Genomic DNA, 1370 nt, shown 5'->3' with positions numbered 1-1370 from the left:
AGTGAATTAGGAACTGTTAAGGCATAAGCTTTGAAAAGTAGAAAATATTAAACAGTGTGGGAGGAAAGAAGTATGTATTTAGTAGACGTAGGTCCTCAGTATGAGGGAGAAAGAATCCGGAAGAGTGATTTTTATGTGGAGTTTGGTGGTCCTGATGTTAGTCATAAAGGTGAGCTCGTAACTGTTAAGGGGTTAGATGAGGTAGAGCACGATAAAATCATCGTTACCGGACCAGATATCAAAGATTTGCCGGAAGGCTCTTCCAATTCTATCTTTATCAAGATGGATGTCGCTGGTGAAGTGCTGGAAAAGGATTTGGAGGCTGTGCTTGAGAGGCGCATCCATCAATATATCAACTATATTGAAGGCGTCTTTCATATGGCGCAGCGTTATGACATCTGGATTAGAATTCACAAAAATGCTTTCAAAAAAGGACTTAATTCCCTGGAAGAGGTCGGGCGGATTTTAATCGACCTATTTACGGCTGAACTGCCGGTTATCGAGAAAATGTCGGTTGAATTTGTCACCGACCCTGTTAAAGTACAGGAACTATTGACTGAAGCGTTAAAGGTCTATAAGGAAAGGGACGCCAAAGTTAAAGGATTGCGCGAAGAAGACGTAGCTGAATTTTACGGCTGCGTGCTTTGCCAGAGCTTTGCCCCTACCCACGTTTGCATCATTACACCGGAGCGAATTTCTCTCTGTGGCGCTATCAACTGGTTTGACGGCCGGGCCGCCACTAAGATCGATCCGGAAGGCGCTCAGTTTGCGGTCCCCAAAGGCAATCTTATCGATGAGAAAGGTATTAGTTATGATAACGTCAACAAAGTAGTAGCCGAGCGCTCCCTAGGCGAAACTACGCGATTTAGCCTGCACAGCGCACTCTCTTATCCGCACACTTCGTGCGGCTGCTTTGAAGCTATTGTCTTCTATATTCCTGAAGTAGACGGCTTTGGCATCGTTTCCAGGGATTTTGTGGGAGCCACCGTAATCGGTAATCCGTTCTCCACCTTGGCCGGCATGTCAAGCGGCGGCAAACAGAACGAGGGGTATGTTGGCATCGGCGTTCAGTACCTTACCTCTCCCAAGTTTCTGATTGCCGACGGTGGCTTTAGCCGGGTGGCGTGGATGACTTCTACTCTAAAAGAGCTGGCGCGAGAAAACGTGTCGGAGGATTTGCTCGCTAAAATTGCCACAGAAAAAGATGTCCAGAATGTGGATGAATTGACTGAATTTATGAAGAATGTCGGGCGCCTCTAAGGGTTGCCGTAAAGGAGGATTATTATGCCTGTCAAAGCCTCAGATATTCAGAAAATGTTGCCGGAAAACGGCAAGAAAAATTGCAAGGAATGCGGTTTGGCCACCTGTTT

Annotated in this window: 1 protein-coding gene; it reads left to right on the top strand. The window is 46.3% G+C overall.

Annotation, left to right across the window (positions count from 1 at the left end; genetic code table 11):
- Window positions 1-72 precede the first annotated feature (72 nt).
- Window positions 73-1260, top strand: coding sequence for a CO dehydrogenase/CO-methylating acetyl-CoA synthase complex subunit beta (gene cdhC, locus HW443_RS11300; RefSeq protein ID WP_176236866.1), 1188 nt, complete (start codon window positions 73-75; stop codon window positions 1258-1260).
- Window positions 1261-1370: the final 110 nt, after the last annotated feature.

It is taken from the genome of Candidatus Hakubella thermalkaliphila, assembly GCF_013281975.1.
Lineage (GTDB): Bacteria > Actinomycetota > Humimicrobiia > Hakubellales > Hakubellaceae > Hakubella > Hakubella thermalkaliphila.
The sequence above is the reverse complement of the archived record's forward strand: the minus strand, read 5'-3'. Positions and strand labels throughout refer to the sequence as shown.